General features: G+C 70.4%; 22 protein-coding genes. 10 read left to right on the top strand and 12 right to left on the bottom strand.

Going from position 1 to position 21,890, the window contains the following annotated elements; all coding sequences use genetic code 11:
• Positions 1-48: 48 nt before the first annotated feature.
• From VSH64_RS25305 to VSH64_RS25290, 4 genes are all read right to left on the bottom strand, one after another.
• Positions 49-714 (bottom strand): TetR/AcrR family transcriptional regulator, encoded by a 666-nt coding sequence (locus tag VSH64_RS25305; RefSeq protein ID WP_326565163.1) that lies wholly within the window; start codon positions 712-714, stop codon positions 49-51.
• A gap of 88 nt (positions 715-802) precedes the next feature.
• On the bottom strand, positions 803-1,789 hold the full coding sequence (locus tag VSH64_RS25300) for an amidohydrolase family protein (protein ID WP_326565162.1): 987 nt from the start codon (positions 1,787-1,789) through the stop codon (positions 803-805).
• Positions 1,790-1,845: 56 nt separating this feature from the next.
• Complete coding sequence (locus VSH64_RS25295; RefSeq protein ID WP_326565161.1) at positions 1,846-2,382, bottom strand: flavin reductase family protein; 537 nt, start codon at positions 2,380-2,382, stop codon at positions 1,846-1,848.
• Positions 2,383-2,389: 7 nt separating this feature from the next.
• Positions 2,390-3,604, bottom strand: a complete 1,215-nt coding sequence (locus VSH64_RS25290; RefSeq protein WP_326565160.1) for an acyl-CoA dehydrogenase family protein — start codon at positions 3,602-3,604, stop codon at positions 2,390-2,392.
• A gap of 121 nt (positions 3,605-3,725) precedes the next feature.
• On the opposite strand from VSH64_RS25290, the gene VSH64_RS25285 reads away from it, so the two are divergent.
• From VSH64_RS25285 to VSH64_RS25265, 5 genes are all read left to right on the top strand, one after another.
• The gene (locus tag VSH64_RS25285) at positions 3,726-4,517 is read left to right on the top strand and encodes an IclR family transcriptional regulator (RefSeq protein WP_326565159.1); all 792 of its coding nucleotides are present in this window, start codon (positions 3,726-3,728) and stop codon (positions 4,515-4,517) included.
• A 190-nt stretch (positions 4,518-4,707) separates the two neighbouring features.
• Entirely contained in the window at positions 4,708-4,905 is a 198-nt protein-coding gene (locus VSH64_RS25280; protein ID WP_326565158.1) for a ferredoxin, read from the top strand.
• Positions 4,902-6,104: an NAD(P)/FAD-dependent oxidoreductase gene (locus VSH64_RS25275; RefSeq protein ID WP_326565157.1), complete on the top strand. Its 1,203-nt coding sequence runs from the start codon at positions 4,902-4,904 to the stop codon at positions 6,102-6,104. Before VSH64_RS25280 ends, VSH64_RS25275 begins: the two co-directional genes overlap by 4 nt.
• Before the next feature lie 11 nt (positions 6,105-6,115).
• Positions 6,116-6,502, top strand: a complete 387-nt coding sequence (locus tag VSH64_RS25270; protein WP_326565156.1) for a cupin domain-containing protein — start codon at positions 6,116-6,118, stop codon at positions 6,500-6,502.
• A gap of 72 nt (positions 6,503-6,574) precedes the next feature.
• A complete protein-coding gene (locus tag VSH64_RS25265) occupies positions 6,575-7,882 on the top strand; it encodes an MFS transporter (protein ID WP_326565155.1) in 1,308 nt (435 codons plus the stop codon).
• On the opposite strand, the gene VSH64_RS25260 is transcribed toward VSH64_RS25265, so the two are convergent.
• From VSH64_RS25260 to VSH64_RS25245, 4 genes are all read right to left on the bottom strand, one after another.
• Positions 7,879-8,310, bottom strand: a complete 432-nt coding sequence (locus VSH64_RS25260; RefSeq protein WP_326565154.1) for a hypothetical protein — start codon at positions 8,308-8,310, stop codon at positions 7,879-7,881. The genes VSH64_RS25265 and VSH64_RS25260 overlap by 4 nt on opposite strands.
• Before the next feature lie 91 nt (positions 8,311-8,401).
• Entirely contained in the window at positions 8,402-9,448 is a 1,047-nt protein-coding gene (locus VSH64_RS25255; protein WP_326565153.1) for a carbon-nitrogen hydrolase family protein, read from the bottom strand.
• A gap of 2 nt (positions 9,449-9,450) precedes the next feature.
• A complete protein-coding gene (locus VSH64_RS25250; protein ID WP_326565152.1) occupies positions 9,451-11,808 on the bottom strand; it encodes an oxidoreductase in 2,358 nt (785 codons plus the stop codon).
• Positions 11,805-12,248 carry an acyl-CoA thioesterase gene (locus VSH64_RS25245; RefSeq protein ID WP_326565151.1) on the bottom strand — a complete coding sequence of 148 codons (444 nt, stop codon included), beginning with the start codon at positions 12,246-12,248 and terminating at the stop codon, positions 11,805-11,807. Before VSH64_RS25245 ends, VSH64_RS25250 begins: the two co-directional genes overlap by 4 nt.
• A gap of 93 nt (positions 12,249-12,341) precedes the next feature.
• Between VSH64_RS25245 and VSH64_RS25240 the strand changes: the two genes are divergently transcribed.
• Genes VSH64_RS25240 through VSH64_RS25225 form a run of 4 tightly spaced genes read left to right on the top strand, consistent with a single transcriptional unit; the run spans position 12,342 to position 16,818 of the window.
• Entirely contained in the window at positions 12,342-13,460 is a 1,119-nt protein-coding gene (locus tag VSH64_RS25240; RefSeq protein ID WP_326565150.1) for a cupin domain-containing protein, read from the top strand.
• Positions 13,461-13,514: 54 nt separating this feature from the next.
• A complete protein-coding gene (locus VSH64_RS25235; RefSeq protein ID WP_326565149.1) occupies positions 13,515-14,396 on the top strand; it encodes a fumarylacetoacetate hydrolase family protein in 882 nt (293 codons plus the stop codon).
• The gene (locus VSH64_RS25230; RefSeq protein WP_326565148.1) at positions 14,393-15,181 is read left to right on the top strand and encodes a maleate cis-trans isomerase family protein; all 789 of its coding nucleotides are present in this window, start codon (positions 14,393-14,395) and stop codon (positions 15,179-15,181) included. The genes VSH64_RS25235 and VSH64_RS25230 overlap by 4 nt, the downstream gene beginning before the upstream one ends.
• A gap of 23 nt (positions 15,182-15,204) precedes the next feature.
• Positions 15,205-16,818 carry an AMP-binding protein gene (locus VSH64_RS25225; protein WP_326565147.1) on the top strand — a complete coding sequence of 538 codons (1,614 nt, stop codon included), beginning with the start codon at positions 15,205-15,207 and terminating at the stop codon, positions 16,816-16,818.
• A 73-nt stretch (positions 16,819-16,891) separates the two neighbouring features.
• On the opposite strand, the gene VSH64_RS25220 is transcribed toward VSH64_RS25225, so the two are convergent.
• Together VSH64_RS25220 and VSH64_RS25215 are read right to left on the bottom strand one after the other, a co-directional pair.
• The gene (locus VSH64_RS25220; protein WP_326565146.1) at positions 16,892-17,380 is read right to left on the bottom strand and encodes a flavin reductase family protein; all 489 of its coding nucleotides are present in this window, start codon (positions 17,378-17,380) and stop codon (positions 16,892-16,894) included.
• Positions 17,377-17,895 carry an NADPH-dependent FMN reductase gene (locus VSH64_RS25215; RefSeq protein WP_326565145.1) on the bottom strand — a complete coding sequence of 173 codons (519 nt, stop codon included), beginning with the start codon at positions 17,893-17,895 and terminating at the stop codon, positions 17,377-17,379. Before VSH64_RS25215 ends, VSH64_RS25220 begins: the two co-directional genes overlap by 4 nt.
• Positions 17,896-18,159: 264 nt before the next feature.
• Here VSH64_RS25215 and VSH64_RS25210 point away from each other — a divergent pair, with 264 nt between their 5' ends.
• Positions 18,160-19,290, top strand: a complete 1,131-nt coding sequence (locus VSH64_RS25210) for an LLM class flavin-dependent oxidoreductase (RefSeq protein ID WP_326565144.1) — start codon at positions 18,160-18,162, stop codon at positions 19,288-19,290.
• Positions 19,291-19,369: 79 nt separating this feature from the next.
• Here the strand turns inward: VSH64_RS25210 and VSH64_RS25205 are convergent, their stop codons facing one another.
• Positions 19,370-21,001 carry a thiamine pyrophosphate-binding protein gene (locus VSH64_RS25205; RefSeq protein WP_326565143.1) on the bottom strand — a complete coding sequence of 544 codons (1,632 nt, stop codon included), beginning with the start codon at positions 20,999-21,001 and terminating at the stop codon, positions 19,370-19,372.
• A gap of 2 nt (positions 21,002-21,003) precedes the next feature.
• Complete coding sequence (locus tag VSH64_RS25200) at positions 21,004-21,801, bottom strand: cyclase family protein (protein ID WP_326565142.1); 798 nt, start codon at positions 21,799-21,801, stop codon at positions 21,004-21,006.
• Positions 21,802-21,890 lie beyond the last annotated feature (89 nt).

The raw sequence follows: 21,890 nt of genomic DNA, 5'->3' as shown, positions 1-21,890 counted from the left end.
ATCGGCAGGCCGTCCGGTGCGGTCTCCCCGCCGTCGAGTGACGCCTGCTCAGTGGTCCGCAGGGGAATTCGGTGCGACGCCGTAGTGCCCGAGGAAGATGTCCACGCCGCTTTCGATGAGTCGCGTGGTCAGCTCGGCGTCGGGGCCGCCGCCGAACGGGTCGTACATCACGTGCGGCGACGCGACCAGGCCGGCGAGCTGCAGCACGGCGAGCTCGAAGTCGTCGATGCGCAGTTGCCCGGTCGAGGCCCACGACCGCAGGGCGTCGCCGATCCGCAGGTGGAGGCGGTTCGGGCCCAGGCGCATCCACAGCTGCCCGAGCTCGGGCAGCCGCTGCGCCTGCGTGGCGACGATCGAGCGCAGGTGGCTGAACCGGTCGGCGCTCAAGCCCGCCACCCAGGCTTCGCAGAGGCCCGTCATGGCCGCCCGCAGGTCGTCGACGCCGGTGAGGTGCGCGTCGAGGAAGTCGTCGGCTTCCCGGTGGGCCTGGCCGAGCTCCGACTCGACGACCTCCAGCAGGAGCGTGTCCTTCGACCGGAAGTGGTTGTAGATGGTGACCTTCGAGACCCCGGCGCGTTGCGCGACGCGGTCGAGGTTCACGGCCGGGCCTTCCTCGGTGTAGATCGCGAACGCGGCGGCCATGATGGCCTGCCGGTTGCGCGTCGCGATCTGGCCCTCCGGCTGCCGGGCCGGAACGCTCTGCCGAGCTGCCATGCGCACCACCTTCCTCGGCACCAGCATGGCATTCGCGGGGAACGGCGGGCTCAAGACACCTCCTCGAGCAGCGCCGTGAGGTCGGTGCTCACCGCGCGGCGAAGGTCTTGGCGCGAGCGCAGAACCGCGGGAAGAGCACCTCGAAGTTGCGGCGTTCGAGCAGCTCGCGGTCCGCGGGGGAGAAGAACTCGACCACGCCTTCCACGGTCTCGCGGGTCGTCGACGCCGGCATGTAGGGGTAGTCGCTGCCGAAGAGGATGTGCTCGGGTCCGACCAGCTCGGTCAGCGCCGCCAGCGTGGCCCGGTTGGCCGACATCGCCGTGTCGTAGTAGAGCCGCCGCAGGCTGCCGAGCAGGTCGGCCGGCTCGCGGTCCTTGAGCCGGCTCGCGATCGTGGCCGCGTAGGTGAGCCGCTGCGCGAGGAACGGCACGGTGCCGCCGGCGTGCGAGAGCACGAGCTTGAGCCCGGGGTGGCGGTCGAGGGTGCCGGAGTACAGCAGGTTCGCCACGGCGCGGGTGGTGTCGAAGGTGAACTCGTAGAGCGAAGGCGGCAGCCCGAACGTCGCCTGGTCCGTGGACGCCGGGATGGCCGGGTGCACGAAGGCGGTGATTTCGCGTTCGGCGAGGTGCGCGAGCACGGGTTCCAGCTGCTCGTCGCCGAGGTAGACGCCGGCCGAGTTGGAGAACAGGCCGACGCCGTCGAGCCCGAGTTCGTCCACGGCGTGGTCGATCTCGGCGATCGCGGCCGTGGCGTCGGGCAGGGGCAGAAGGGCGAACGCGCCGTAGGCTCCGTCGTTGTCGGCGACGAGCCGCGCGAATTCTTCGTTGGTATCGCGGGCGAGCCGGATGGCTTCGGGGCCGGGCACGATGGTGGTGCCGGGTGCGGTCACGGACAGCAAGGCGCCGCGGATGTCGTTGTCGCGCATGACTTCCCGGTCCGAGTCCACGTCCCAGTGGATCGGGTCGACGCCCTTGAGTTGAGGCGCGCCCGAGCTGTCGAGTGCTTTTTGGTACGGCCGCGGCAGCGCGTGGTGGTGGACGTCGAACCGGCCTGGGTGCTGCTGGGGGTCGGACATCAAGAGGCTCCAATCGGGAGAAGAGTTCGGTACGGGGTGGCGGCCGTTGACGGTGATCAGCGTGTTTCCTGGGGTAGGTGCCGCGGGTCGAGATCGGCGTACTGGCCGGCGAAGAACACGAGCGGCGGACGGTCCCAGGTCCGGACGAGGTCGACGGTGCCGACGATGATCAGGTGGTCGCCGCCGTAGCGCTGGAACTGGTTGCGGCATTCGAACTGCGCCACCGCGCCGTCGAGCATCGGCACGGCGCCGAGCCCGGTCGTCACCCCGTCGAGGCCGGCGAACTTGTCGGCCGCCGGCCGGGAAAACCTCGTGGAGAGGTCCTTTTGCCGAGCGGACAGCACGTTCACGCCGAAGCGCGGGGCCGTGGTGAACGTCGCCGAGCTCGGGGCACCGCGCGCGATGCTCCACAACACCATCGCGGGGTTCAGCGACACCGACGCGAACGAGTTCACGGTGATGCCCTCGCGTTTGCCGTCGTCGCTGAGGGTGGTGATCACGCAGACGCCGGAAGTGAACTTTCCCAACGCGGTGCGCAGCTCGCGCGCGGTGACCGCCTCGGGCGGGCAGCCGACGATCTCCTCGTCCCACACGGCGGCCTCAGAACTGCCCGCGCGGTTCGAGCCCGAACCGGTGCTGGCCGTACATGGTGCTGATCGCGTCCCAGTTGAGGCTGGCGTGCCGCGCGACGGCGTTCACGTCGCGCCAGGCCCGCTGGATGCTCGACGACATGTGCAGCCCGCGGCCGCCGACGGCGTCGAAGAGCCCGCTCGCGGCGCGCACCGCCAGCTGCACCGCGAACCCGTGGTCACGCCGGTTGCGGAACCGGGTCGCGAGCGACATCTCCTCGCCGGCCGAGACGAGGAACGCGGCGTCGGCGAGGTCGCGGCGCAGCAGCAGCTTCGCCGCGTCCAGACTGGCCGTGGCCTCGGCGATGCGCGACTGCACGTGCGCGAACTGCGCCATGCTCGCCCCGCCGCCGGACACCGCGCCGGTCGTCTTCCGCTCGCCGATCCAGTCGAGGAAGTCCCGCACCGCGCCGTCGACCATGCCGAGCGCCGGGCTGACCAGGCACGCGGGCAGCACCGAGAGCAGCGGCAGCGTGTGCACCGGGTTGCCGCTCACGGCGAACCCGGGGGCCGTGCCGGTCGCGAGGTTCTCCACCAGTACGTGCCGGTGCTCCGGCACGAACACCGGCTCCTCGATGGCCACGGACTTGCTGCCGGTGCCGGCCAGACCGACCGTGTGCCAGTCGTCGATGATCGTGAGGTCGGCGCGGGGGACGAGGGAGAACCCGGCGCGCGGCGCGGCGCCGTCGGCCGGGAACATCGTGCCCAGCAGGAAGAAGCCGCTGTTGTCGCAGTTGCTCGTGAACGACCAGCGGCCCGAGACCTCGAACCCGCCCGGCGCGGCCTCCGCGCGGCCGGCCGGCATGTACGACCCGGCCACGATGGTGCCCGGGTCGGCCCACACCTCCTCCTGCGCGGGGAGCGGGAACAGCGCGGTGAACCACTGGTGCACCATGCCGAGGCTCGCGCACCACGCGGAGCTGCCGCAGCCCTGCGCGAGCTCGAGATCGATGTCGACCAGCGCGTCGAACCCGAGCTCGAACCCGCCGAAGCGGCGCGGCTGCATGAGCTTGAACAGCTCCGCCTCACGCAGCGCGTCGATGGTCTCCGGCGACACGCGCCGGTCGCGCTCGGTCTGCTCGGCGCGCGAAGACAGCATCGGGACGAGCGCGCGGGCCCGGGCGACGAGCTCGTCGACCGACGTCGCGGGCTCGCGCACTCCGGGGCTGCGCTGGTGAGCGGTCATGGGAACCTCCGGTTCGACCGAGGTGGAGGAGCTCTCCGAGAGCTGAACTGTACGGTACAGTAAAGGCGACGGGTGTCGCGGCGCAAGAGGGCCGCGGTCGGCGCCGAATACAGTCGTCCGCATGAGCAGGAGTGAGGGGCCGCCCGGGGCCAACCCGCCGCCGCAGTACCCGATCGAATCCGTGGACAACGCGCTCAAGCTGTTGCTGCTGTTCGGCGAACGCTCGGAGGTACGCCTGGCCGAGGTGAGCGAGTACCTCGGCGTGGCCTCGTCCACGGCGCACCGGCTCATGGCCATGCTGCTCTACCGCGGTTTCGTGCGCCAGAACCCGGCCACGAAAGCCTATGAACCGGGCACCGCGCTGACCGGCGTCGCGTTCTCGATCCTGGAGCGCTTCGACTTCCGCCAGGTGCTGCGGCCCTACCTCGAACGCCTCAACGCGCAGCTGCGCGAGACCGTGCACCTCGGCGTGCTCGACGGCACGAGCGTGCGGTTCGTCGACGCGATCGAGAGCCCGCAGGCCGTGCGCGTGGCCTCGCGGCTGGGCAGTTCGCTGCCGGCGAGCTCGACGTCTTCGGGCAAGGCGATGCTCGCCGGGCTGACCACCGACCAGCTCCACGTGCTGTACCCGGCCGAGGGGATCGAGGGGCTCACGGAGAAGAGCATCCGCACGCGCGACGAGCTCGAAAGCGAGCTCGAGCGGGTGCGCCGGCAGGGCTACGCGACGAGTTCGGAGGAGAGCGAGGCCGGGGTGTCGTCGGTGGCCGTCGCTTTCCCGAGCACGGTCGCCGCGGGGCGGATCTCGTTCAACGTCGCGGTGCCGGCGAGCCGGATGCCGGACTCGCAGCGGGCGATCGTCGCGAAGACGCTGCAGACCATCGTGAGCGAGGCGGCGCCGCTCCTGCACAGCTGACGCCGAATTTTTCACCGCGGCGGTGACCGGGCCCAGGCCCTGGTCACCGCCGCTTTTTGTGCTCCGGGGCCGCCCTCCGAGGGTCACCTACCCGGGCGGTTCGCCCATTAGCCTGTTGTCGTTCTGCTGTGCAGAAGCTTACTCTTTCGTTTGCGGTCGTCACGAAGACGACATACGGAAGGAGAACGAGATGCCGGTTGTGCACGCTGATCGCGCGAAGTGCAAGGGCTGGGCCAACTGCGTGGTGGGTGCCGACGACGTGTTCGACATCGACGACGACGGCGTGGTCACGCTGCTGCGCGAGGCGATCGGGCCGGACGAGGTCGGCCGGGTCGGCGAGGTCGCCCGCGCGTGCCCGGAAGCGGCGCTGGCGGTGGACGAGGCGTGAACGCGGGCACGGTCGTCGTCGGCGCGTCGGTCGCCGGCGTGCGGGTGGCGCAGGCCCTGCGGACCTCCGGTCACGACGGCCGGATCGTGCTGGTGGGCCAGGAGGACGAGCTGCCCTACGACAAGCCGCCGCTGTCGAAGAGCGTGCTCGCGGGCACGGCCGGGCTCGACGACGTGCGGCTGCTCACCGCACAAGACGCCGTCGACCAGGGCATCGAGCTGGAGCTGGGCCGCGCCGCCACCCGGCTCGACCTGGGCGCCTCCACCGTCCACCTGGCCGACGGGACGGAGCTCGGCTACACCGACCTGGTGATCGCCACCGGTGCGACCGCGCGGCCGGCCGGCTGGGAGCACCTCCCCGGGGTGCACGCGCTGCGCACCGCCGCGGACGCGAGCGCACTGCGGGCAGACCTCGACCGCGGTGGCCCGCTCGTGGTGATCGGCGGCGGGTTCATCGGTGCCGAGGTCGCCGCCACCGCGCGCGGGCTCGGCGTGGCCGAGGTGACGGTGCTCGACGCGACACCGTCGCTGCTGGCCCGCTCGGTGCCGGGGGTGGTCGGGGACCGGGTCGCCGATCTGCACCGGCGCCACGGCGTGCAGGTGCGGCTCGGCGTGAAGGTCGAGAGCGTCTCGCAGACCGCCGACGGGCTGCGGATCCGGCTCGCCGACGGGTCCTCGGTGGACGCCGCAACCGTGGTCGTCGGCATCGGCGCCGTGCCCGCCGACGCGTGGGTGGCCGGCTCCGGGCTGAAGGTCGACGACGGGGTGGTCTGCGACCCGTTCGGCCGGGCCGCGCCGCACGTGTTCGCCGTCGGCGACGTGGCGCGCTGGCAGACTTCCCGCCACGGCCGGGCCGTGCGGGTCGAGCACTGGACCAACGCGGTCGAACAGGCCGCGGCGGTCGCGCACACCCTCGCGCACCCCGAAGACCCGCGGGCGCACGCGCCGGTGGAGTACGTGTGGACCGACCAGTACGACTGGCAGCTCCAGATCGTCGGCACCCCCGTGGCCGGCACCGAAAGCCGGTTCGTGCACCGGACCGAGAACTCGTTCGCCGCGGTCTTCGGCACCGCCGGACGGTTCGCCGGCGCCGTGGTCGTGAACTGGCCGCGAGCGCTGGTCGGCTGCCGCCGCGCACTTTCCGCCGGCACTTCGTCGGCGGAGGTCTGCGCACACCTGACTTCCGAAGCTGCTCTCTGAAAGGAACCGAAGTGGACTACGTGCTCAATCCGAAGGACATCTCCTGGCACCGCCTCGAAAAGCCCGGCTTCCCCGGCATCGGGTTCGAGTTCAGCGAGAGTGTGGTCGACGCCGACTACACGTCCGTCTACAGTGTCCAGCTCTCGAAGATCGGGCCGGGCGGCAAGTCGAAGCTGCACCGCGACCCGTACAACCACGCCTTCTACGTCACCGCCGGCAGCGGATCGGTGCGCATCGGCAAGGACTCGTGGGACGTCGAGGTCGGCAGCGTGATCAAGATCCCGTCCGGGGAGATCCACGGCTTCTCCAACACCGGTGACACTGACCTCGAGTTCGTCGTGATCTACGACCCGCCCTACGTGGCCGGCACCGACCCGGTGCAGACGCTCGAAAACTGATGTTTCGCCGGCGGGGGCGCGCCGCCCCCGCCGGTCCCCCTCCCCGTCCACATGAGACCCACCGGAGTGTCCATGTCCAGCGATTCGACCCTGCGCAGATCGGTCCTCGTCAGCCTCGCCGGCTCCGCCATCGAGTGGTACGACTTCTTCGTCTACGCCTCGGCCACCGCGCTCGTGTTCACGAAGCTCTTCTTCCCGGCGAGTGACCCGTTCGCCGCCACTCTGCTCGCCTTCAGCACCTTCGCCGTGGGCTTCGTGGTCCGGCCCATCGGCGCCGCCGTGTTCGGCCACTTCGGCGACCGCGTCGGGCGCAAACCCGCGCTCGTCACGGCCATGCTCACCATGGGCGTGGCGACGACCGCGGTCGGGCTGTTGCCGCCGTACGCGTCGATCGGGGCCGCCGCGCCGATCCTGCTCGTGGTGCTGCGCCTCGTTCAGGGCCTCGCGCTCGGCGGCCAGTGGGGCGGTGCCGTGCTGCTCGTGACCGAGGCCGCGCCGGCGAGCCGCCGCGGGTTCTACGGCAGCTTCGCGCAGCTCGGGGTGCCGATCGCGCTGATCCTCTCGAACGTGGTGTTCCTCGTCGCGTCGGCCACGCTGTCGGAAGACGCCTTCCTCACCTGGGGCTGGCGGGTGCCGTTCCTGCTGAGCATCCTGCTCGTCGGCGTCGCGCTCTACGCCCAGAGCCGCGTCGAGGAGCAGGCACCGGACCGGTCTCGCCGCGGCGGCCGCGCCCCGCTGGTCGAGCTGCTCCGCCGCTACCCGCGCCAGATCCTGCTCGCCGCCGGCGCCACGATGGTCGGCGGCACCAGCTACTACCTGCTCGCCGTGTACCTCGTCTCCTACGCCACCGGCCCGCTGCACCAGTCGCGCGGCACCGTCCTCATCGGAGTGCTGGTGTCCGCCGTGGTCTGCGCGCTGGTGATGCCCGCCGCCGCGGCCTGGTCCGACGTGGTCGGCCGCCGCCGGGTGTTCCTGCTGGGCGCCGGATTGCTGGCGGCGTGGGCGTTTCCGCTGTTCCGGCTCGTCGAGTCGGGCTCACCCGTGCTCATCGGCCTCGGGCTCGTCGTCGGGCAGGCGTTTTTCGCCATGACCTACGGCCCGGCGCCCGCGCTGTTCGCCGAACTCTTCGGCGCCCGCGTGCGCTACACCGGCATTTCGCTGGGCTACCAGATCGGCTCCGTCCTCGGCGGCGCCTTCGCCCCGATCATCGCCACGACCCTGCTGGCGGGCACGAACTGGTCGGGCTCCATCGCGCTGTACCTGATCGCGGTCTGCGCGCTGTCGTTCGTCGCCGTCTGGTTCGCCCCGCGGCGGCCGGAGCCGGGCGCGGCCGCCAGAGTCCTCGTCGCTTCACCGAGCGCCGAGGACCTGAGCCGCTAGACCACGACCGTGCAATAGAGCCGATGCCCGTCCGCCTTCGCGCCCTGGGCCAGCGCACCGAGTTCCTTGAGAAACGCGACGAGATCCTCGGCCGCACCACGCTCGTTCCGTTCCACGAAGGCCACGGCGGCGACACGCAGCGCGTCGTCGTCGGCCGTGGCCAGCCCGTCACGGAAGGACTCGGCCAGTGACAGCACCACGGCCTCGCCGTCGCCGACTTCCTCGACCACCGGGCAGTGCGCCGGGTCGGCCTCGACCTCGTCGATCGTCCGCCCGGTCAGCACCGCCTCGACCGGCAGCAGGTCGAAAAACGGATCGGCCCCCTTCACCGCGAGTTCGGGGTAACCCTCGCACCGGGCCGTGTCCGGTTCCGTGAAGGTCCGGGCGGCCATCGCGTCGTCGACAGCGACGAAGTAGTCGTACAGCACCCGCGAACACTAGCGGGCGGGCACGAACTTTCCCACGGTCGAACGCACAATGTCGTTCAGCAGCGGGAAGTTCGTGCCCGCCCGGGCGAAATCAGCCGGCTCGAACCGCGTCTCCGTCGCCCGGCCACGGGCCGATGACCGGACCCGGCGCCACCGGCTCTTCCGCGACCGGCCCCCGGCTCCCGAACACCACCGGCCGGCGCGGTGTGGTGTCGTGGTGGAGCTGGAACACGTCGAAGCGGTTGTACGCGCCGATGATGTCGTGCATCTGCTTCGGCTGGATGCACCGCGCCAGATCGATCTCCGCGTACACGATGCCTTCCTCGTCGATCAGCGGCTCGACCACCGGGTTGCCGTCCGGGCCGAAGATGCCGGACAGCGCGCTGTTCGGGCGGCGCATGGCCTTGGCGATCTCCGGATCGTCGCCGGCGGCGATCTCGATCATCTCGTCGGTGATGGTGGAGCAGGCGACCACGGAGAACAGCTTGCCCTCGAAGGCGTGGGCGGCGCTGCGCACGGCGATGGCCTGGGCCATGTCGTAGTCGGCCGGGGCCACGGGCAGGGAGATGTAGCTCGCGACGTGCACGAGCTCGCCCTGGGCCAGCAGGGAAAACCGCGCGAGCGTGTTCGTGTTCTCGCCGCACGCCAGCGCACCCAGTGGGCCGACGGCGGAGTCGAGCACGCGCACGGTGCTGCCGTCGCCGCCGCCCCACGTCAGTTTCTCGGCCCACGTCGGCACGAGCTTGCGGTGGACGTTGAGCACGGAGCCGTCGGGGCCGATGGTGACCACGCTGTTGTAGATCAGCCCGAGGCTGTGCCGGCTGCGTTCGTTGACGCCGATGACCACCGTGGTCTTCGTGGCCGCGGCGGCCGCGCGCAGGGCGTCGAGGTGCGGGCCGGGGATGTCGATGGCGCAGCGGTAGAGCCGTTCGTACCACGGCGAACCCTGCACGGGGTTCATCGTCCAGTTCCAGTACGGATAACCGGGCACGAACACCTCGGGGAACGCGATCAGGGAGGCACCGTTCGACGCGGCCTCACCGATCAGCGCGACCGCCTTCGCCACGGTCGCGGCGGTGTCGAGGTACACGGGCGCGGCCTGCACGGCGGCGGCGGTGAACCGGGGGAAATCTTCCACGATCAGACGCTCCTGTCTCGGGTTCCGGCAGCGACGGGGGTCCAGCGCGTGCGCGAAGGCTCCTTCGCGTGCAGCGTGAGCAGCGGACGCGCACGGCCTCCGCTCGGGGGTTTGGTCTCGCCGCCGGCCTGGATCGGCGGCCAGTAGGCGCCGGGCCCGGAGTAGCCGAGCTCGGTGGCCGCGTGCAGCGACCACGACGGGTCGTGCAGGTGCGCGCGGCCGATGCCGGCGAGGTCGGCGCGGCCGGCCAGCACGATCGAGTTGGCGTCGTCACACGTCGAGATGCCGCCGACGGCGATGGTGGGGATGCCGACGTCGGCACGGATCCGTTCGGCGAACGGGGTCTGGTAGCTGCGGCCGAAAGCCGGCTTCTCGAAAGCGACGACCTCGCCACTGGACACGTCGATCGCGTCGACGCCGTGCGCGGCCAGCGCGGCGGCCACCCGCACGCTGTCCTCGATCGTCGTCCCGCCTTCGGCCCAGTCGACGGCCGAGATCCGCACCACGAACGGCTTGTAGCGCGGCCACCCCGCCCGCACCGCCGCGACCACGGCCAGCGGGAACCGCAGCCGTGCTTCGAGGTCACCGCCGTAGGCGTCCGTGCGGTGGTTGGTCAGCGGCGAGAGGAACGCCGAGAGCAGGAAGCCGTGCCCGGCCTGCAGCTCCAGCACGTCGAAGCCCGCGGAATCGGCGCGTCGGGCCGCGGCCGCGAAGTCGTCGACGAGGTCCTGCAGCTCTTCTTCCGACAGCTCATGCGGCACCGGCAGGTTCCCGTACGCGAGCGGCGAAGGGGCGACGGTCCGCCAGCCGTTCGCGGTGAGCGCGCCGCCGAGCGGGCCGCGGTCCGGCACCGTCGTGGAGCCCTTCGGCCCGGAGTGGCTCAGCTGCACGCCGATCAGCGCACCGCTGTGCGCGTGCACGGCCGCGGTGACCCGACGCCACGCCCGGGCCTGCTCGTCGGTGTAAAGACCCGGGCACGCCGGGGTCACGCGACCGCGCGCGGTCACCGCGGTCATCCCGGTGAACACCAGGCCCGCGCCGCCGAGCGCCTTGCCGGACAGGTGCAGCAACTCGGCCTCGCCCGGCACGCCGTCCACCGCGCTGTACGTGGTCACCGGCGCGGCCACGATGCGGTTGCGCAGGTGCTGCCCCGCCAGGTCGAACGGCTGGAACAGCGGGGGTGTGCCCTCGTCGCGGCCACCGGCGGTGTTCTCGCTGAACCAGCGGTCGAGCGACCGGATGTACTCGGGGTCGCGCAGCCGGAGGTTGTCATAGGTCACGCGGCGGCTGCGCGTGAGCAGGTTGAACGCGAACTGCGGCGGCTCCTGGCCCACGACGTGGTCGATCGTCTCGAACCACTCCAGGCTCGCCTGGGCCGCGCGCTGCGTCGACTCGACCACGGGCCGGCGCTCGGCCTCGTAGTGGGCCAGCGCCGCGGGCAGGTCGCCGGGAGTGGTCTCGAGCGCGGCGGCCAGCGCCAGTGCGTCTTCCATGGCGAGCTTGGTGCCGGACCCGATCGAGAAGTGCGCGGTGTGCGCGGCGTCGCCGAGCAGCACGACGTTGCCGTGGCGCCAGGTCTCGTTGCGCACGGTGGTGAAGCGCAGCCACTTCGAGTTGTTGGTGAGCAGCTCGGCGTCCCCGAGGAAGCCGCGCAGCAGCTCGTGGCAGCGTTCGACACTCGCGGTGTCGCTCACACCCGGGCCGAACGAGCCGTCGGTGAAGCCGGCGCGCCGCCACGTGCGGTCGTTCACCTCGACGATGAACGTGCTGCGGTCGGCGCTGATCGGGTACGCGTGCACCTGCACCGGGCCGAACTCGGTCTCCTCGACCACGAAGGTGAACGCTTCGAGCACCCGGTCGGTGGCCAGCCACATGTAGTGGCTCTCGCGCACGTCGAGCGACGGCCGGAACACGTCTTCGAACCGCCGGCGGATGGCCGAGTTCACGCCGTCGGCCGCGATCACGAGGTCGTACTCGGCCGCGAGCTGCTCGACGTCGGGCGCTTCGGTGCTGAAGCGCACGTCCACGCCGACGTCGTGGCACCGGCGCTGCAGGATCTGCAGCAAGCGCTTGCGCTCGATGGCGGCGAACCCGTGGCCGCTCGAGGTCTGCGTGGTGCCGCGGTAGCACACGTCGATGTCACTCCACCGGGCGAAATCGCGCTCCATCAAGGAGAACACGGCCGCGTCGGCGTTGGTGATGCCCTCCAGCGTCTCGTCGGAGAACACCACGCCGAAGCCGAATGTGTCGTCGGCCGCGTTGCGTTCCCACACGGTCACTTCGCGGTTCGGGTCGAGCTGCTTGGCGAGCGCGGCGAAGTACAACCCGCCGGGGCCACCGCCCACGATGGCGATCTTCATGTTCCGGGCACCTCCTGTTCCTGAAAGCTCAGCGCGGAGAGCACTTTGTCGGGCCACGGCGTCGCGGCGGGGGAGTCGGGTTCGGCGTGGACCACCACGACGGTGCCGTCGGCGGCCGCGCCGTTCGGCCCGACCACGTCGAACCCGAACGTGAGCGAAGTGCGCCCGATCCGGGCCACGCGCATGGTCACGCGCACCTCGTCGCCGAACCAGAGCCGGCCTCGGTAGTTCACCTCGTGGCGCACCCGCGGGGTGCGGCCGAAGAGCCACGCGAGCCCGTGGCCTCGCAGCAGCGAAGCCTCGGCTTCCTCGGCCCAGCGCAGCACGGCGGAGTTGTGCTGGTGGCCCGACGCGTCCGTGTCGTGCCATTCGACCGTGCGCACGATCGTGGTCTGCGGACCGGCGAGTTCGGCGGGCTTCGCGGATTCGGATGTCGGCATGAGTTTTTCCTCCTGGCGCCCTTGACATCGTGAACGGTATAGCTGAACTATGACTGTCGTCAAGAAAACGACATACGAACCGGGGAAGGCGCGATGACCACGTACAGCGATGACCAGCTCGGTCGGGCGCGGGTCGCCGACAACGACGACCTGACCGCCTACTACGAAAAGCTCCAGGCCCTCGACGCCGGTGCACTGTGGACGATCGCCAACAAGATCGAGCCGTGGTACCCGCAGCCGCAGTCGGTACCGATCAAGTGGAGCTACGCCGAGCTGCGTCCGCTGGTGCTGGAAGCGCTCAAGCTGGTGAGCGGTGACGACGCCGGCCGGCGCGTGGTCGCGCTGTACAACCCGAAGCGGCGTGACATAGCGGCCACCGTGGGCCTGCTCTACAGCGGCCTGCAGGTGATGGGGCCGGGCGAGTCGATGACGGCGCACCGCCACCAGGCCGCGGCGCTGCGGTTCGTGCTCGAAGGCACCGGCGCGTGGACGATCGTCGACGGGCAGAAGCTCAAGGTCGGCCCGCGTGACTTCGCCATCACGCCGAACTGGACCTGGCACGAACACGGCAACGAGGGCATCGAAGGCGTCGACGGCCCGGTGATCTGGCAGGACGGCCTCGACATCCCGCTGGTGAACGCGCTCGACGCGCCGTTCTACGAGGTGCACCCGGACATTTACCAAAAGCAGGAAGGCGTGGTGAACTCCTCGCTGCTCACCTACGGCGCCGGACAGCTGCGGCCCTTCGGCGACACCTGGCACAAGAGCCACTCGCCGCTGCTGGCCTACCCGTGGGAACCGACCTACGACGCGCTGCTGAACGCGGCCAAGGCGAGTGACGGTTCGCCGTACGACGGCATCATCATGGAGTACAGCAACCCGCTCACCGGCGGCTCGGTGATGCCGACGATGAGCGCGCACATGCAAATGCTGCGCCCCGGTGAAGCCACGCTGGCCCACCGGCAGGTCGGCTCGAAGATCTACACCGCGGCCAAGGGCAGCGGTACCTCGATCGTGGCGGGTCAGCGCATCGACTGGACCGAGGGCGACATCTTCTGCGTGCCGTCCTGGGCGTGGCACGAGCACGCCAATGCCAGCCGCTCCGACGACGCGTGCTTGTTCTCCTTCAACGACTTCCCGGTCATGCGTTCGCTCGGCTTCTTCCGCGAAGAGGCCTATTCGGACAACAACGGCCACCAGGCCCTCGCCTGAGTCCTGTTCTCTTCGAAACCGCTGTCGAAACTGCTTGTGAGATGGAGTCCCTTCATGTTGCTTGTCACGTTCACCGGGCCCGACGGTGCCGATCGGCTCGGCATCCAGGACGGCACCGACGTGGTCGACGTCGCGGCCGCGGCGGTCGAGCGCGGGGTGACGGCGCCGGCGTCGCTGCTCGACGTGGTGCGCGGCGGCGACCTCGCCGTGCTGGAATCCCTGGCCGACGTCCGCGGCGCGCGCCGTCCACTGGAGACGGTGACCCTGCGCGCGCCGTTGCGGCCCGGCAAGATCGTGGGCGTCGGCCTCAACTACACCGAGCACGTGGCGGAGTCCGCGCGCACGCTCGACACCGACAAGGAGCTGCCGCAGCGCCCGGTGCTGTTCAGCAAGCCGGCCACCGCCGTCGTCGGGCCAGAGGAGCCGATCCAGCACAACGGCGACCTCACGGCGCAGCTGGACTGGGAGTGCGAGCTCGCCGTGGTGATCGGGAAAACGGCGAAGCGGGTGTCCGTCGCGGACGCGATGGACCACGTGTTCGGCTACAGCATCGTCAACGACATCAGCGCCCGCGACCAGCGCCGCTCGGGGCAGTGGTTCTTCTCGAAGGGCCAGGACTCCTACGCACCGTTCGGCCCGGCGATCCGCACCGCCGGCGACCTGGCCGACCCGTACGCGCTGGAGCTGTCCTTGCGCGTGAACGGTGACGTGAAGCAGAAGTCGAGCACGAAGTACATGCTCTTCAAGATCGCCGAGCTCATCGCGGACATCAGTTCCGGCATGACGCTGGAGCCGGGTGACGTGATCGCCACCGGTTCGCCCGCCGGCGTCGGCGCCAGCTTCACCCCGCAGCAGTTCCTGCGTCCCGGCGACGTCGTCGAAGCGTCCATCCAGGACATCGGCACGCTGCGCAACCCCGTGGTGGACGCCCGATGAAAAGCTCCTACCGCATCGGCCAGATCGTGCCGAGCTCCAACGTCACGATGGAGACGGAGATCCCGGCGATCTTCCGGGCCCGGGAGACCGTGACGCCGGAACGGTTCACGTTCCACTCCAGCCGCATGCGCATGAAACACGTGAACGCCGAAGAACTGGCCGCGATGGACGCCGACTCCGGCCGGTGCGCCGCCGAGCTGTCCGACGCGCACGTGGACGTGCTCGGCTACGCCTGTCTCGTCGCGATCATGAGCATGGGCAAGGGCTACCACCGCGCGTCCGAGGAACGGCTCACGCGGATCACCGAGGAGAACGACGCGCCGGCGCCGGTCGTCACGAGCGCGGGTGCACTGGTGAGCGCGCTCGACGTGCTGGGCGCGAAGTCGATCGCCGTGTTGTGCCCCTATATGAAGCCGCTGACGGAAACCGTCGTGGACTACCTCCGGCACGAGGGGACCGAGGTGACGGACTACGTCGCCCTCGAGATCCCCGACAACCTCGAGGTCGCCGCGCACGATCCGCGCAAGCTCGTGCCGCTCGCGCGCGACCTCGACCACGAAGGCGCCGACGCTGTGGTGCTCTCGGCCTGCGTGCAGATGCCTTCGCTGGCCTCGATCGACATCGTCGAGAACGAGCTGGGCAAACCCGTGCTGTCGGCCTCGATCGCCACCGCCCACCAGATGATGCGCGCGCTCGGCCTGCCCGCCGTCGCGCCCGGCGCCGGGGCGCTGCTGTCCGGCCGCTACGCCGAATCCCCCTATCCGGTCCCGCCGGCCGCCCGCTGACGGACTCCCAGGAAAGGCCGCCCATGGCGCTCACGCCCTCGGCCCACGTCGACTCGTTCTGCCGCGACAACCTGCCGGCCGAGGCGGACTGGCCCGAGTTCCGCTTCACCCTGCCGGAACTCGCGTACCCCGCCCGGCTCAACTGCGCGGTCGAACTCCTGCACGGGGCCATCACGCGCTTCGGGCCGGACCGCCCGTGTCTCGTCACCGACGCCGGGACCTGGACCTACGGCGACCTCGCGCGCCGCAGCGACCAGGTCGCCCACGTGCTCGTGGCCGATTTCGGGGTGGTGCCGGGAAACCGGGTGCTGCTGCGCGGGCCGAACAACCCGTGGCTGGTCGCGACCTGGTTCGCCGTGCTCAAGGCCGGTGCGGTGCCCGTGACGACCATGCCGCTGCTGCGCGCGGGTGAGGTCGACGATCTGGTGGAGCTCACGCGGCCGGGCCTGATCGTGACCGACCACCGTTTCGCCGCCGACCTCGACGCGATGGCGCACGCGGTGCCGATCCTCGAGTACGGAGGTCCGGGCACGGCCGACCTCACGGCGCGGGCCGCCGGCAAGAGCGGCGAGTTCGCGTGGGTCGACACGGCGGCCGACGACGTGGCGCTGCTGGCTCCGACGTCGGGGACCACGGGCAAGCCCAAGGCCACCATGCACTTCCACCGCGATGTGCTGGCCAGCACGGACACGTTCGCGCGGCACGTGCTGAAACCGGTGCCGGACGACGTGTTCACCGGCACGCCGCCGATCGGGTTCACCTTCGGCCTCGGCGGGCTGGTCGTGTTCCCGCTGCGATTCGGTGCGTCGACGTTGCTCATCGAGAAGGCGTCACCGGAAGAGCTGGCGAACGCGATCGAGCGCCACCACGTCACGGTGCTGTTCACCGCGCCCACGGCGTACAAGGCGATGCTGGCTTCGGGCAAGGCGCCGGCGCTGGCGAAGCTGCGGCGATGCGTGTCGGCGGGGGAGCACCTGCCGGTGGCCACGTGGGAGGAGTTCGAGCGGGCCACGGGCATCCGGATCATCAACGGCATCGGCGGCACCGAACTGCTGCACATCTTCATCGCCGCGGCCGACGACGACATCCGGCCCGAGTCGACCGGCCGCGTGGTGCCGGGCTTCGAGGCCGTGGTGCTCGACGAAGCGGGTGAACCGGTGCCGGACGGCACGCCCGGCCGGCTCGCGGTGAAGGGCCCGACCGGCTGCCGCTACCTCGCCGATCCGCGGCAGAAGACGTACGTGCAGAACGGCTGGAACCTCACCGGGGACACCTACGTCCGGGATGCCGACGGCTATTTCTGGTACCAGGCCCGCAATGACGACATGATCGTGTCGTCCGGGTACAACATCGCCGGACCCGAGGTGGAGCAGGCGCTGCTGCGGCATCCGGACGTGGTCGAGGCCGCCGTGGTCGGTGCGCCGCACCGGGATCGGGGCACCATCGTGCACGCGTTCGTCCACTTGAGACCCGGTGCGGCGGAAGACGTGAAGGCGCTGCAGGACTTCGTGAAGCAGACGATCGCACCATACAAGTACCCGCGGGCGGTCGAGTTCGTGACCGAGCTGCCGAAGACGCCGAGCGGGAAGATCCAGCACTACCGGCTGCGGCGGTTGCTGGCCGACCGAGGCGAATAGCGCCGGACTACACGACGAAACGGGCGGCTCCCGGGAAATCCCGGGAGCCGCCCGTTTCGTGTTCGGCTGCGGCTCAGCCGGTGGCGATGCTGTGGAACCCGCCGCGGTAGAACAGCAACGGGTTGGCGTCGTGGCCCGGGCTCATCTCCACCACGCGGCCGACCACGATGTGGTGGTCGCCGGCCTCGTGCTCGGCGTCGATCTCGCAGTCGAGCCACATCAGGCTTTCAGTGAGCACCGGGTTGCCCGCCGCCGTCTCGTGGTGCACCACGCCGCCCCAGCGGTCGGTTCCCTTGCGGGCGAACGCGGACGCGACTTCACGATGGTTGTCCCCGAGCACCGACACGGCGAACCGGCCGGTGGGGCGGATCAGCGGATAGGTGCTCGACGTCTTGGCCACGCCGATCGAGATGAGCGGCGGTTCCAGGGACACGCTGTGGAACGACTGGCAGGTGAACCCCAGCCGTTCTCCCTGCGGTGCGGTCGCGCCGATCACGACGACGCCGGAGGCGTACCGGCTCAGGGCATCGCGGTAGGCGCGGGAATCGAGGACGTCGTTCACGGGATCCGCACCCCCTCGGCCAGGCGCGCGAGCTGCCCGATCTGCTGCGCGTAGCGGGCGGCGGCCTCGTCGGCGAGCTGGTCGAGGCGGTCCATCGACGACGTCGTGAAGAACCAGCCGCGGCCCGGCACCACGGCGCCGAGCTCGGTGAGCAGCGGCGCCAGGTGCGCGTCGACGCCCATGGCGTGGCCCGGGTCGCCGCCGGTCATCACCGGGATCGCGGTCACGCCGGCCAGCGCGTCCGCGGCGTAACGGTCGAGGAACGCCTTGAGCAGCCCGGTGTAGGTCGCTTTGTACGTGGGGCTCGCGAACACCACGAGATCACTGGCGGCGACCCGCTCGTTGAGCGCGGTCATGACCTCCGACGGCCACGCGAAGATCTCCGCGGTGTGCTCGGCCAGGTCGATCACCTGACGGTCGGTGTCGTCCTTCACCAATCGGTCGAGCAACGCCTCGGCGACCTGGCGCGTGCGCGAAGCGGGTTTGGGGTTTCCCACGACGATGGTGGTTTTCATAGCTGCTCCGTCCGGCCCGCAGGGGCGATCTGTACGCAGCTGGTACGAGGTCTTGTGGCTCGTACAGCCCCGCACCGGCTTTCGGTGCGGGCCGCGTCTGGGCGCGGAATGCGTCGACGCTAGCGCAGCGCTCAAGGCCGGTCAACGGCGTCGGAGGGAAGTAACACCTGAGGGTTATGGAGAGGTTCGGCAGGCGGATCGAGAATGTCGGAGAACCGGATCGGTTCGGCGCCAGACGTCTTCTCTCCGAGGAATGTGATCACCGTGGACGATGATTTCATCAAGCCCAATCCCATTCGGGACTCGACGAACAAACTGAAGCTGAGCGTCTTCGGCGCGAACGGGAAGGGTGGTGCGTTCACCTTTCACCCGGACCGGTTCTCCGGCGACTGGGACGCCAACGTGCGGGTGGCGAAGAAAGCCGACGAGCTCGGCATCGAAGGATTCGTGTCCGCGTCACGCTGGCGTGCTTTCGGCCGCGGCGGTCACTATTCGGGTGATGTGATGGAGACCCTGACCTGGGCCGGTGCCATCGCCGCGGTCACCGAGCGGATCAGCGTGATCAGCACGGTGGCGGTGTCGCTGATCAACCCGGCGTTCGTGGCGAAGGCCGAAGCGACCATCGACCTCATTTCGCGCGGACGCGCCGGGATGAACCTGGTGTGCGGTTGGTTCCAGCCGGAGTTCGACCTGTTCGGAGTCGAGCTGAAGGAGCACAGCGACCGGTACGCCTATGGCGACCAGTGGATGGAGGTGTTCGACAAACTGTGGTCCTCGACCGAGGAATTCGATCTGCACAATGAGGCCTTCAGCGTCAAGGACGCCATTTCGCAACCGCGTCCGCTGCAGTCGCGCCCGGTGCTGCTGAACGCGGGCGGATCACCGCGCGGTCGGCAGTTCGCCGCCCAGCACGCCGAAGTCGCGTTCACCATTCCGGACGATCCCGATCCGCGCGCGGTCAAGGAGCGAGTGGCCGAGTACCGCGAAGACGCGCGCAAGAAGTTCGGCAAGGAGATCCAGATCTGGCTTTCCGCCTACGTCGTGCAGGAGGACACCACGGCCGAAGCCGAGGCGTATGCCCACGACTACATCGTGACCCAGGGCGACGACGAGGCCGTGATGGAGATGATCACCGCCAACATCCCCAACTCGCAGACCATGCCGGCCGGGCGGATGGCCGAGATGGCCTACGAGTTCAAGGCGGGCTACGGCGCGTACCCGCTGGTGGGCTCGGCGAGCGACATCGCGAAGCGCATCGGGGAGCTGTCCGACGCCGGCGTCGACGGCCTGATGCTGCTGTGGCTGGACTACGAGGACGGGCTGGCGAAGTTCGCCGCCGACGTGCTGCCGCGGCTGGAGGAAGCCGGGCTGCGTTCGCCTGCTGCGTCGGAGTGAGCTGAGTCCGCGGCCGGGTCCGTCCTCTCCAGGGCGGACCCGGCCGTTGGCGTTCAGCGGTACCGGACTTCAGCGGCCGTCAGTGCCCGAAAGCCTCGTGCAGCCACCAGGAACCGCCGTCCGACGTGATCTTGGCGTCGATCACCAGCGGTCGGCGGGGCCCGGCCGCCAGCCAGTCCGCCACCGCGCCGAGGTCCTTGACGGAGCGCGCGGTGAGCCCTTCGCACCCGAGCCCACGGGCCAATGCGGCCAGATCCTGGTCGGGGAACGTCACGTTGTCCAGGCCCGGGGTATCGGCGCCGAAGTGGTGGACTTCGGCGCCGTACATGGCGTCGTTGTAGACCACGACCAGCAGCGGCAGTTGGAGCCGCGCCGCGGTTTCCAGTTCGGACAGTCCCATCAGGAACCCGCCGTCGCCGAGCGCGGCCACGGGCAGGCGGTCCGGCCGGGCCAGCGCGGTGCCGATGCCGGTGGCCAGCCCGAGCCCGACCGACTGGAACGCCTGCGTGAAGCAGAAGCCGTTCTCGTCGGGCACGTCGAGGTACATGCTGGGGTAACCGAGGAAGTTGCCCGAGTCGACCGACACGGTCCGCTCGCGCGGCAGAAGCCGGTTGAGGTGTGCCGACAACGTGCGCGGGTCGATGCGGTCCACTGTGGACGCATCGTCGAACGACAGCTGGTTCCACCGCAGGCCCGTGCGGATCCGCTCACCGATCTCGGTCCGCCGGTAACCGGTTCGGGGTTCCGATCCGAGCAAGCTGGTCGCGGCGTGGGCCGTTTCCGCCACCCCGCCGTGCAGGCCGAGGTCCACCTTGCGGTGCCGGCCGAGCGCGGTGGGGTCGAGGTCGACCTGCACCAGCCGCGCGTCGTTGCTGATCAGCGCACCGTGGCGGGTCGTCCACATGTTGAGCGCGCACCCGAACGAGACCACCAGGTCGGCCCGGGAGATCAGCTCGACGGTGAGCGGCGACGCGAACCCGCCGGACACGTCGATGCTCCACGGGTCGTCGTTGAACAGGCCGCGGCTCACCGCCGACGTCGCCAGCAACGCGCCCGCCTGGCGGCCGAGCTCGCGCACCGCCTCGGCGGCGCCGGGCGAGCGGCCACCGCGGCCGACGATGAACACCGGCCGCTCCGCCTCGCTCAGCAGGCGACGGAACTCCTCCAGCGGCGCGGGTGCGGGCTGCGGCAGGGCGGCCGGGGCCGGCACCTCGGCGTGCTGCGGCGGGAGTTCCTGGTCCTGGACGTCGATCGGCACGTTGAGCACCACCGTGCGGCGCTGCTGCGCGCAGACGGCGAACGCCTGGGCCACGTCCTGCAACGCCGTGCGCGGCGAGCGCACCCGCAGCGAGACCGCGCCGACCCCGGTCGCGAGCGCGGCCTGGTCGATGAAGAAGTTGGACTTCGGGTCGTTCGCCTCGGCGGTGAGCACGAGCAATGGCGTGCGGCTCTTGGCCGCCTCCGTGACGCCGGTCAACGCGTTGGTGTAGCCGCACCCCTGGTGCAGCGACAGCACGGCGACCTCACCCGACATGCGCGCGTAGGCGTCGGCCATGGTCGCCGCGCCGCCTTCGTGGCGGGCCGCGACGAACCGCGCGCCGCCGGCCGTCAACGCCTGCGTGAAGTGGAAGTTGCCGCTGCCGACCACGCCGAACGCGGCGCGCACGCCGTGCTCGGTGAGGAAGCGGCCGATGGCTTCGTGAACGAGCATGGTCAGTGCGCTCCGTGGGTGTCGACCAGCGCGAGGATGCGCGCCGGGCTGCCGGACCCGCCGACGATCCGCAGCGGCGCCACGATGAGCAGCGCGCCGGTCGGGGGCAGCAGGTGCAGGTTCTGCAGCTGGGTGATGCCGTACTTGCCGGCGCCGAGCAGATGTGTGTGGACGGGGAACGCGGGCTCGAAGCGAAACGCCTGGCCGGCGTCGGTGCCGACGGTTTCCACGCCGAAGCCCAGGATCGGCGTCTCCTCGGCCAGCCACCGCGCACAGGCGGGATCGACGCCGGGGGTGTGCGAGCCGGTGTCGTCGGCGTTGAGGAACAGCGTCTGGTCGTGCGACCGAGCGGCCCAGCCGGTGCGCAGGAGCAGCCAGCCGGCCGGCAGGTCGCCGTTTGCGCGCTGCCATTCTTGGACGTCTTCGCGGCGCAGCAGGAAATCCGGGTCGGCGGTGGCTTCGGCGGTCTTGTCGATCACCGCGGCCGGCGCGATCAGCCGGCTGACCGGCGCGGTGGCGACGTCTTCGAACTCGGCGCCGGTGACCCAGTGCAGCGGGGCGTCGAAGTGGGTGCCGACGTGTTCGCCGGTGTGGATTTCGTTGTGGTACCAGGCGGTTCCGCGTTCGTCGTACTTCGACAGCTCGTCGAGGCGGAACGGGGGAGTCGCCGCCATTTCCGGGGGCAGCTGGAGCACGGGGGTCGCGGACGAGAGCGGCGCGGTGAGCTCGATGACCGACACCGCACCCGTGGTGAGAGCGGCGGTCAGCGTCGACACGGTGCCGGTGGATTCAGGAGACATGGATTTCATCGTGTGTGAGCGGTTCTCGCCGCACCAATGCCTATCGCGGCTCCGTTATGCTCCTGGGAACATAGCTGGCTATGCCTTGC

Source organism: Amycolatopsis rhabdoformis (genome assembly GCF_035918295.1).
Classification (GTDB): domain Bacteria; phylum Actinomycetota; class Actinomycetes; order Mycobacteriales; family Pseudonocardiaceae; genus Amycolatopsis; species Amycolatopsis rhabdoformis.
This window is presented reverse-complemented; position numbering and strand designations above follow the sequence as displayed.

What these genes read in the sequence shown, in the direction of transcription:
- VSH64_RS25305 (WP_326565163.1), bottom strand. Translation starts at nt 714, where the DNA reads ATGGCAGCTCGGCAGAGCGTTCCGGCCCGGCAGCCGGAGGGCCAGATC.
- VSH64_RS25300 (WP_326565162.1), bottom strand. Translation starts at nt 1,789, where the DNA reads ATGTCCGACCCCCAGCAGCACCCAGGCCGGTTCGACGTCCACCACCAC.
- VSH64_RS25290 (WP_326565160.1), bottom strand. Translation starts at nt 3,604, where the DNA reads ATGACCGCTCACCAGCGCAGCCCCGGAGTGCGCGAGCCCGCGACGTCG.
- VSH64_RS25285 (WP_326565159.1), top strand. Translation starts at nt 3,726, where the DNA reads ATGAGCAGGAGTGAGGGGCCGCCCGGGGCCAACCCGCCGCCGCAGTAC.
- VSH64_RS25280 (WP_326565158.1), top strand. Translation starts at nt 4,708, where the DNA reads ATGCCGGTTGTGCACGCTGATCGCGCGAAGTGCAAGGGCTGGGCCAAC.
- VSH64_RS25265 (WP_326565155.1), top strand. Translation starts at nt 6,575, where the DNA reads ATGTCCAGCGATTCGACCCTGCGCAGATCGGTCCTCGTCAGCCTCGCC.
- VSH64_RS25250 (WP_326565152.1), bottom strand. Translation starts at nt 11,808, where the DNA reads ATGAAGATCGCCATCGTGGGCGGTGGCCCCGGCGGGTTGTACTTCGCC.
- VSH64_RS25245 (WP_326565151.1), bottom strand. Translation starts at nt 12,248, where the DNA reads ATGCCGACATCCGAATCCGCGAAGCCCGCCGAACTCGCCGGTCCGCAG.
- VSH64_RS25240 (WP_326565150.1), top strand. Translation starts at nt 12,342, where the DNA reads ATGACCACGTACAGCGATGACCAGCTCGGTCGGGCGCGGGTCGCCGAC.
- VSH64_RS25235 (WP_326565149.1), top strand. Translation starts at nt 13,515, where the DNA reads ATGTTGCTTGTCACGTTCACCGGGCCCGACGGTGCCGATCGGCTCGGC.
- VSH64_RS25230 (WP_326565148.1), top strand. Translation starts at nt 14,393, where the DNA reads ATGAAAAGCTCCTACCGCATCGGCCAGATCGTGCCGAGCTCCAACGTC.
- VSH64_RS25225 (WP_326565147.1), top strand. Translation starts at nt 15,205, where the DNA reads ATGGCGCTCACGCCCTCGGCCCACGTCGACTCGTTCTGCCGCGACAAC.
- VSH64_RS25215 (WP_326565145.1), bottom strand. Translation starts at nt 17,895, where the DNA reads ATGAAAACCACCATCGTCGTGGGAAACCCCAAACCCGCTTCGCGCACG.
- VSH64_RS25205 (WP_326565143.1), bottom strand. Translation starts at nt 21,001, where the DNA reads ATGCTCGTTCACGAAGCCATCGGCCGCTTCCTCACCGAGCACGGCGTG.
- VSH64_RS25200 (WP_326565142.1), bottom strand. Translation starts at nt 21,801, where the DNA reads ATGTCTCCTGAATCCACCGGCACCGTGTCGACGCTGACCGCCGCTCTC.